This is a genomic window from Mesorhizobium sp. M7A.F.Ca.MR.245.00.0.0 (assembly GCF_003997415.1).
Taxonomy (GTDB): domain Bacteria; phylum Pseudomonadota; class Alphaproteobacteria; order Rhizobiales; family Rhizobiaceae; genus Mesorhizobium.
Genome location: NZ_RZTE01000097.1, coordinates 662 through 1611, shown reverse-complemented (window position 1 = coordinate 1611; position 950 = coordinate 662). Strand labels below are relative to the sequence as shown.

The following is a 950-nucleotide window of genomic DNA, read 5'->3' as shown; positions in this document are numbered from 1 at the left end:
TGGCGTTCCCTGGAACACCCCTCATCCGTCGCCTTCGGCGACACCTTCTCCCACAGGGGGAGAAGGAAGATGCGGCGCTAAAGAAATCCGATGAACCGTCCGGCGAACAGCACCGAAGTCCACAGCAGTATCGAGAGCACAGCCAGGATGGCGCTGCCGGCCGGCTCGTCACCGCCTCTGGCGAAGCGCAGGAAGGCGAAAAAATTGATGCCGGCGAGAAGGATGAGTGCCATCTTGGCGAGGAAAATCGGCATCCCCGCATAGGTGCTCGCCTTGACGGAAAACAGCAGCGAGCCGGTGACGAGCGCACCCACGAATGCCGCCAAAGCGGTGCGGCGCAGCAGCGCGACGAACGCCGCGTATGGCAGCGAACGGAAGGCGCCGCAGATCCTGAGGTCCATGAGAACGACGCTGGTCAGCAGCGCGCCGATCGACATGATGTGGAGCGCATTGACCACGGGGTAGGCGATGAAGGAAGCCTTCAGCCACCGCGCCAGGGCAAGGTGCTCGATGCCGGCGAAAAACTCCGTCATCTAGGCCGGCGGCACGCGGTCGGGATAGACATCATACGTCTTGCCGCCGACGATGACGCGCACCGCTTTCATGCGCTTTTCGCTCGCCTCGACCGAGCGGTTGCCGATCGCGGTCACCTCGTCGCCGACCTTGGCCACCTCCTCCGTGAAGCCGGCGGCGATGGTGCGGGACGGCGGCGCCATCTCCACCCGCCAGGCCTCGCCCTCGGCGTCGACATCCAGCGTGGCATGAGGATTGCCGATATAGATGGCCGTGATCTTGCCCTTGAGCTCGAAAAACCCGTCCTGCGTCCACGACCAGCCATGATGGGCATAGGCCGCGGTGCCGGCGGCAAGGATCACGGCCGCCGAAAGCGCGACGCTGCGGATTCCATTGAAAGGCGACTGCATCGCTCGTCTCCTCGATTCGTCCAGCAG

2 protein-coding genes are annotated in these 950 nt (G+C 64.2%); both read right to left on the bottom strand.

Features of this window, described 5'->3' with window-relative positions; all coding sequences use genetic code 11:
• Positions 1–77 precede the first annotated feature (77 nt).
• Positions 78–533 carry a DUF6644 family protein gene (locus EOB80_RS34210; protein ID WP_127332387.1) on the bottom strand — a complete coding sequence of 152 codons (456 nt, stop codon included), beginning with the start codon at positions 531–533 and terminating at the stop codon, positions 78–80.
• A complete protein-coding gene (locus tag EOB80_RS34205) occupies positions 534–923 on the bottom strand; it encodes a DUF6152 family protein (protein ID WP_127332385.1) in 390 nt (129 codons plus the stop codon). It abuts the gene before it with no gap.
• Positions 924–950 lie beyond the last annotated feature (27 nt).

Excerpts from the sequence above, each read along its gene's own strand:
- EOB80_RS34205 (WP_127332385.1), bottom strand. The coding sequence starts at position 923 with ATGCAGTCGCCTTTCAATGGAATCCGCAGCGTCGCGCTTTCGGCGGCC.
- EOB80_RS34210 (WP_127332387.1), bottom strand. The coding sequence starts at position 533 with ATGACGGAGTTTTTCGCCGGCATCGAGCACCTTGCCCTGGCGCGGTGG.